This is a genomic window from Bradyrhizobium iriomotense (assembly GCF_030160715.1).
Classification (GTDB): Bacteria; Pseudomonadota; Alphaproteobacteria; order Rhizobiales; family Xanthobacteraceae; genus Bradyrhizobium; species Bradyrhizobium iriomotense.
This window is the reverse complement of the sequence record NZ_BSOW01000084.1, coordinates 1-6,687: the sequence shown is the minus strand read 5'-3', so window position 1 is coordinate 6,687 and position 6,687 is coordinate 1. Positions and strand designations below refer to the sequence as shown.

The window sequence follows — 6,687 nt, the reverse complement described above, 5'->3', positions numbered from 1 at the left end:
CCGTCCTCCGCAGCTGCCAGGCCGTCCTTGACGGCCGCGAGCACGGTGTCACGCTAGACCAGCACGGGCGATCACACGTTCTTATGGTTGCTACGATTTCTACGATGTCTCACGGGATCGGCATCATCGGATCGAATTTGGTCTTGATGTCGTCGAGAACGGGCTCTGCCGTCCGGCCGCTGATCGACGCCGTGAGCTGGGGGAAGTACATGTTATAGGTATGGGACGTCTTGCCCGTGCTTTGGTCCACGCGGTCGGTTTCGCCGCGAACGACGTCCAGCATGCACGAGCCCACGGCCTCTTTGCCTGCCGATTTGAACTTGTAGTCGAAGGTCGTGGTAGACAATTTCGTGCTGCCGTCGGCATAGACGACTGAAGACGTGCTGCTGTATTTGAGATCCGACCGGCGATCGAAGTGCCGCGGCATGCCTTCATTGGTGTACGTGATCGTTGAGGACTTGAACTTGCCGGCGTAGGCCGACGTGGTCTCGCCTATCGTCAGGATGCCGTCAACGAAAACCCCCTTGGCGACGAGTTTGCCGTTCAGGGTCTTGAGCCAGAGGACCCTATTGCCTGATAGCTCCCTGTAGATCTGGAGGACAGACGGCTCGTCGGCGTCGTGGTAGGTCAGTTCCACCGCCACCGTCCCGTTCTCGATCGCGTCGCAGTCGACGGGCTCCGCGGCAGCAGCCGCACTCGTGAGCAACGCCAGGGGCAAAACGACAAGACGCATCATCGACCTCTGGACATGTAGTCGTCGGCGCTGGCGCATCGGTTCAGCATTGCGGCACACACGTGCCACATCCTCGCTGTCATCGCCCGCCTTGTGCGGACTTGCGCACTGGGGCGGGCGATCCAGTATTCCAGAGGCAGTGACGAATACGGAGAGGCTGCGGCGTTCTGGATTCCCCGCTTTCGCGGGGAATGACAGGAGTGCCAGGGACGCCAGCACCGTGCTGTTGTAACAGCGAGACGGCCTAAACTTCCCGCCGGCTCAAGAATGCCAGCCGCTCGAACAGATGTACGTCCTGCTCGTTCTTGAGCAGCGCGCCGTGCAGCGGGGGGATCAGTTTGCGCGGGTCGCGCTCGCGGAGTTGCTCGGGCGTCATCTCCTCGTTGAGGAGCAGCTTCAGCCAGTCGAGCAGCTCGGAGGTCGAGGGCTTCTTCTTCAGGCCGGGCACCTCGCGCACCTCGAAGAAGATGCGCAGCGCCTCTTCCACCAGGCGCTTCTTGATGCCGGGGAAGTGGACGTCGACGATGCGGCCCATGGTCTCGGCGTCGGGGAACTTGATGTAGTGGAAGAAGCAGCGGCGGAGAAAAGCGTCCGGCAGTTCCTTCTCGTTGTTGGACGTGATCATCATGATCGGGCGCTGCTTGGCCTTGATCGTCTCGCCGGTCTCGTAGACATGGAATTCCATGCGGTCGAGCTCGAGCAGCAGGTCGTTGGGAAACTCGATGTCGGCCTTGTCGATCTCGTCGATCAGCAGCACCGGGCGCTGCTCGGCGGTGAAGGCATCCCACAGCTTGCCGCGCTTGATGTAGTTCTTGATGTCGGATACGCGGGCGTCACCAAGCTGGCTGTCGCGCAGGCGCGAGACCGCGTCGTATTCGTAGAGGCCCTGCTGCGCCTTGGTGGTGGACTTGATGTGCCAGGTCAGAAGCGGCGCGTTCAGCGCCTTGGCGACTTCCTCGGCCAGCACGGTCTTACCGGTGCCGGGCTCGCCCTTCACGAGCAGCGGGCGCTCCAGCACGATCGAAGCGTTGACTGCGACCTTGAGATCGTCGGTCGCAACATAGTCCTTGGTGCCGGTAAACTTCATCGCGCGTCCTTGTTGGTCATCGGGCGAGGTGCACCTGCGCCACAACATGGGAACGGCCGCTTGGAGCGGCCGTTCCGGGTTCGGTCAAGCTGTTCAGGCCCGTCTTATCAGCGAAAGGATGACCAGCACAATCACCGCGCCGATGGTGGCGTCCAGGATGGCGCCGAACGTGCCGGTGGCGAGCTCGATGTGGAGCTGCGGCAGGATCCAGCTCGCGACCAGCGCGCCGATGATGCCGACCACCATGTTGCCGATCAGGCCAAATCCCGCCCCGTGGACTATTTTCCCCGCGAGCCAGCCGGCGATCGCGCCGATGATCAGTGCTGCAAGAATTCCCATGGCAAATGTCCCCAAAACCAAGCCTTAAAGCGCGGCAATTCTAGAGCAAAAAGCCTGGCGGTCCAGACCTTGGGCAGGACCCGCGCCCCTTGACGGGAGCCATCCGACGGGCAATCTGTCACCCATGTTCCTGCAATTCTTCACCTCATTGCGCGACGCGCAGGTCCCTGTGACGCTGCGCGAATACCTCACGTTGATGGAGGCGCTCGACGCCGACCTCGCGGACTACACGGTCGAGAATTTCTACTATCTGTCGCGCGCCTCGCTGGTGAAGGACGAGCGCAATCTCGACAAGTTCGACCGCGTCTTCGGCACCGTGTTCAAGGGGCTCGAAAGCCTGCTCGACGCCATGGACAAGGCGGAGATCCCCGAGGAGTGGCTGAAGAAGCTCGCCGAAAAGTACCTCACGGAAGAAGAGAAGAAGCAGATCGAGGCCATGGGCTGGGACAAGCTCATGGAGACCTTGAAGAAGCGGCTCGAGGAGCAGAAGGGTCGCCATCAGGGCGGCAGCAAATGGATCGGCACGGCCGGCACCTCGCCATTCGGCGCCTATGGCTATAATCCCGAGGGCGTGCGCATCGGGCAGGAGAAGAACCGCAACAACCGCGCAGTGAAAGTGTGGGACAAGCGCGAGTTCAGGGATCTTGACGGCAATGTCGAGCTCGGCATCCGCAACATCAAGGTCGCGCTGCGCCGCTTGCGCAAATTCGCCCGTACCGGCGCGCCGGACGAGCTCGATCTCGACAATACGATCAAGGAAACCGCCAACCACGGCTATCTCGACGTCGTCATGCGCCCCGAGCGGCGCAACGCGGTCAAGCTCCTGGTGTTCTTCGACATCGGCGGCTCGATGGATTCGCATATCGAGCAGGTCGAGGAGCTGTTCTCGGCGGCGAAGAGCGAGTTCAAGCACATGGAGTATTTCTACTTCCACAACTGCCTCTATGAGGGCGTGTGGAAGCAGAACAAGCGGCGTTTCACCGACCGCACGCCGACCTGGGACGTGCTGCACAAATATCCGCACGACTACAAGGTCGTGTTCGTCGGCGACGCCTCGATGTCGCCTTACGAGATCATGGTGCCCGGCGGCTCGGTCGAGCATGTCAACGAGGAGCCGGGCTCGGTCTGGCTCGAGCGCGTCATCCGCACCTATCCGCATACGGTGTGGCTCAACCCGGTGCAGCAGAAGCATTGGGATTATTCGGAATCGACCACCATCATCCGCCGCATTTTTGCGAACCGCATGTTCCCGATCACCATCGAGGGGCTCGAGAGTGCGATGAAGGAATTGACGCACTAGTCACCGCTGTCATTCCGGGGCGTGCGAAGCACGAGCCCGGAATACATCGGGCCGCAATGTCAGTGGAGAAATGGATTCCGGGCTCGCGGCTTCGTCGCGCCCCGGAATGACAACGAGAAGGGAGAAACACATGCCCCAAAACATCACCCGCGGCATCAAGGCGCTGGTCGACGAGGCCAATGCCGAGATCGAAACCTTGTCCGCCAAGGATGCCATCGAAATCTCCAAGAATGGCGACGTCGTCATTGTCGACATCCGCGACCCCCGCGAGATCGAGCGCGACGGCCGCATTCCCGGCGCCTTCGCCTGTACCCGCGGCATGCTCGAATTCTGGATCGATCCGCAGAGCCCTTATGCGAAGCCGATCTTCCAGGAGGACAAGAAGTTCGTCTTCCACTGCGCCGGAGGTCTTCGCTCCGCGCTCGCCGCCAAGACCGCACAGGACATGGGCCTCAAGCCCGTCGCTCACATCGCCGGCGGCTATGCCGCCTGGCGGGACGCCGGCGGCCCGGTGGAAAAGTGGGAGCCGAAGAAGGGGTGAGGAGTGCTTCATCGTCGTTCCAATCTCCGGCGTCATTCCCCGCGAAAGCGGGGAATCCAGTACGCCGCGGCCTCTCGGCTCAATCACAACCGCCTCTGGAATACTGGATCGCCCGGTCAAGCCGGGCGATGACAACGGAGTTTGACGCGCGCCGCCTCAATCTCGCTCGCGCTGCGCGCCCCGGAATGATCGCAAGGAAAGACAGATGACCACCACCACCGATCCCCTCGTCTCCACCGAATGGCTCGCCGCCCACATGGGCGATGCCAACGTGAAGGTGCTCGACGCCACCTTCAAGCTGCCGGGTGTGCTGCCGCTGCCGAAGGACGACTACCTCGCCGCGCATCTGCCGGGCGCGGTGTTCTTCGACGTCGACGCGGTGTCCGACCATTCCAACCCGTTGCCGCACATGTTCCCGAATGCCGAGCAATTCGGCCGGGACGTCGGCAGTCTCGGCATCGGCAATGCCGATACCGTCGTGATCTACGATGCCGGCGGCTGGGTCGCCGCACCGCGGGCGTGGTGGATGTTCTTGTCCTACGGCCACGGCAATGTGCGCATCCTCAATGGCGGCCTGAAGAAGTGGCGCGCCGAGGGGCGCCCTGTCGAAGGCGGCGAAGGAAAGCCGAAGCCCGCGACCTTCAAGGCGAGCTACGACCCGAAGCGCGTGCGCAGTATGCAGCAGTTGGTCGCGAACATCGAAAGCCGCGCTGAGCAGGTGATCGATGCGCGCGCAGCAGATCGCTTCGAAGGCCGCGCGCCAGAGCCACGGGCCGGCATCCGTTCCGGCCATATCCCCGGCGCCCGCAACGTGCCCTATGCCCAATTGTTCGATGCCGCGACCGGCGAAATGAAGTCGCTCGCCGATCTCAAGCAGGCCTTCACCGGCGCTGGCGTCAAGCTCGACGCGCCGATCGTGACGAGCTGCGGCTCCGGCGTCTCCGCCGGCGTTCTGACGCTCGCGCTCTACCGCCTCGGCGTCACCGACACGGCGCTCTACGACGGCTCATGGTCGGAGTGGGGCCAGGAAGGCGGCCCGGCAATCGCGACCGGACCGGCCTGAACTCAGCGGGTGCGGTCGGCGGCGGCGCGGGTCGTCGCCGCGTAGGCCGGCCGCTGGTACTGCTGGTACTGTTGCAGCGGCTGCGTGGCGAAGGGATTGAATGCCTGCTGCACCTGCACTGGCGGTGGTGGTGGACGCCGTACGATCCGGTGCCGCTTCTTGGCGCGATGCGCACGCTGCTTGGTGGCCTGCTTGTCGGGCGTATCGCTCGCGGCCTTGGCCGTCCCCGGAGGATCCTTATCGGTGGCCGCGGCGGGATCGCTGAGCGCGACCAGCTTCGTCGTGGCGACATCGGCGTCGACAGGCGGTGTCGGGGCGGGCGTCATTTCGGCTTGCTGCGGCTCGCGCGACGCGGGCGGCGAGACCGGAGCGGGCAGGGCGAGCTCTGCAGCCGTCAGCACCGAGGCGATCTCGGCCAGAGGCGCCGATGCAGCGGCGGCAGTCTCGGGTGACGCCGCGATCGTCGCTGCGAGCTCGGCTTTGGCCGGTTCGCTTGGTGGCGTCGCGATGGGCTCGGTCGACTGCGCCTCGACTGCGGGCGGGTCCGTCGGGGTGACGGCAGCCTCCTGCGTGACCGGCGCGGCGGCTTGCTCAGGGCCGCTCTGCGGCAGCGCGACGGTTGGAACCAGATCTCGCTCTGATGGCGCCGGTTGAGGCGTGGCCGCTACCGGCTCGGCGCGGAACGCGGCCAGCGCGGGTTGGGTCGGCTCTGAGGCTTGCGCAAAGACCTGCTCCTGCGGGCCATTTCGCCAGGACGGATTACTGACGAACTGTTCGTGCGTCGCCCGCAGCAGCGCGGCGGCTCCTAAGCCGAACACCAGGATGGAGGCTGACAACAGGATCGCGGCAAACAGGAAGCGAAAGCCGGGAAGCATCGAAGGGCATTTTCCGCCTCGGCAGGTTGGTGCCGAGGCCCTTGAGCCATCTGAACGCGGTGACGGTACTGACTTGCCGCGTTCGCCGCGCGGGAAACAGGTCAAAGCGGAGGGCGAATCAGGCTGATTCGAGAATACCCGAACACTCCTTGCGCCGTTCCGCAAAATCGGGGGCGAAGAGTCTGGCGACCTACGGGCCCGCGCGATTTCCGCTCCGTGATGCACCGGAGCAACGGTCGCGCCGCCGATCACAAATCACCAGATCGGGCCCAAATCGGCCTGTTTTGTCTTGAATGCGCCGCGATCTTCGTCCATGTGCCGTTAACGGTCCGATCGGGCCTGGGGACTAAACTAGGGCGATGATGATCAAGCATTTTCTGACCATTTGCGCTGCCGCGACAGCCGCTGCAGCGGGAACCTCGCTCGCGCAGGCTCAGCAGAGCTATCCGGTCCAGCAGGCCCCGGTCTACCAGCAGGGCTACCCGGCCGAATATCGTCCCGGCGACCGCGTGCCGAATTTCGACGCGCTCGAGGATGACGACGATGCGATGCCGCCGCAGCCGCGAGCCGCGCTGCCGCCGCCCGGCCCCTCCGGTCCGGTGATGTCGCCTGACGATCCGCGCTACGGCCGCCCCGCCGGCGCGCCGCCGGTCTACTCCAACAACGCGCCTCAGGGCCCGGTGACGTCGCCGGACGACCCGCGTTACGGCCGTCCGGCCGGTGCGCCGCCCGTCTATTCCAACAATGCG

General features: G+C 64.1%; 7 protein-coding genes and 1 pseudogene. 4 read left to right on the top strand and 4 right to left on the bottom strand.

The window, feature by feature from the left end:
* Positions 1 to 109 precede the first annotated feature (109 nt).
* From QQL28_RS45305 to QQL28_RS45295, 3 genes are all read right to left on the bottom strand, one after another.
* On the bottom strand, positions 110 to 736 hold the full coding sequence (locus QQL28_RS45305; protein ID WP_284276346.1) for a hypothetical protein: 627 nt from the start codon (positions 734 to 736) through the stop codon (positions 110 to 112).
* A gap of 241 nt (positions 737 to 977) precedes the next feature.
* Positions 978 to 1,820, bottom strand: coding sequence for an AAA family ATPase (locus QQL28_RS45300; RefSeq protein ID WP_027522430.1), 843 nt, complete (start codon positions 1,818 to 1,820; stop codon positions 978 to 980).
* Positions 1,821 to 1,913: 93 nt separating this feature from the next.
* On the bottom strand, positions 1,914 to 2,159 hold the full coding sequence (locus QQL28_RS45295) for a GlsB/YeaQ/YmgE family stress response membrane protein (protein ID WP_284276345.1): 246 nt from the start codon (positions 2,157 to 2,159) through the stop codon (positions 1,914 to 1,916).
* Between the two features lie 124 nt (positions 2,160 to 2,283).
* On the opposite strand from QQL28_RS45295, the gene QQL28_RS45290 reads away from it, so the two are divergent.
* The 3 genes from QQL28_RS45290 to sseA all read left to right on the top strand — a co-directional run bounded on the left by QQL28_RS45290 (position 2,284) and on the right by sseA (position 5,063).
* Positions 2,284 to 3,459, top strand: coding sequence for a vWA domain-containing protein (locus QQL28_RS45290; protein ID WP_284276344.1), 1,176 nt, complete (start codon positions 2,284 to 2,286; stop codon positions 3,457 to 3,459).
* Positions 3,460 to 3,589: 130 nt separating this feature from the next.
* Entirely contained in the window at positions 3,590 to 4,000 is a 411-nt protein-coding gene (locus QQL28_RS45285) for a rhodanese-like domain-containing protein (protein ID WP_284276343.1), read from the top strand.
* 205 nt (positions 4,001 to 4,205) lie between these two features.
* Positions 4,206 to 5,063, top strand: coding sequence for a 3-mercaptopyruvate sulfurtransferase (gene sseA / locus QQL28_RS45280; protein ID WP_284276342.1), 858 nt, complete (start codon positions 4,206 to 4,208; stop codon positions 5,061 to 5,063).
* A 2-nt stretch (positions 5,064 to 5,065) separates the two neighbouring features.
* Here the strand turns inward: sseA and QQL28_RS45275 are convergent, their stop codons facing one another.
* Positions 5,066 to 5,938 (bottom strand): hypothetical protein, encoded by an 873-nt coding sequence (locus QQL28_RS45275; protein ID WP_284276341.1) that lies wholly within the window; start codon positions 5,936 to 5,938, stop codon positions 5,066 to 5,068.
* Between the two features lie 362 nt (positions 5,939 to 6,300).
* Here QQL28_RS45275 and QQL28_RS45270 point away from each other — a divergent pair.
* Positions 6,301 to 6,687: pseudogene (locus QQL28_RS45270) on the top strand (L,D-transpeptidase); the annotation flags it as partial.

Excerpts from the sequence above, each read along its gene's own strand:
- QQL28_RS45305 (WP_284276346.1), bottom strand. The coding sequence starts at position 736 with ATGATGCGTCTTGTCGTTTTGCCCCTGGCGTTGCTCACGAGTGCGGCT.
- QQL28_RS45300 (WP_027522430.1), bottom strand. The coding sequence starts at position 1,820 with ATGAAGTTTACCGGCACCAAGGACTATGTTGCGACCGACGATCTCAAG.
- QQL28_RS45295 (WP_284276345.1), bottom strand. The coding sequence starts at position 2,159 with ATGGGAATTCTTGCAGCACTGATCATCGGCGCGATCGCCGGCTGGCTC.
- QQL28_RS45290 (WP_284276344.1), top strand. The coding sequence starts at position 2,284 with ATGTTCCTGCAATTCTTCACCTCATTGCGCGACGCGCAGGTCCCTGTG.
- QQL28_RS45285 (WP_284276343.1), top strand. The coding sequence starts at position 3,590 with ATGCCCCAAAACATCACCCGCGGCATCAAGGCGCTGGTCGACGAGGCC.
- sseA (WP_284276342.1), top strand. The coding sequence starts at position 4,206 with ATGACCACCACCACCGATCCCCTCGTCTCCACCGAATGGCTCGCCGCC.
- QQL28_RS45275 (WP_284276341.1), bottom strand. The coding sequence starts at position 5,938 with ATGCTTCCCGGCTTTCGCTTCCTGTTTGCCGCGATCCTGTTGTCAGCC.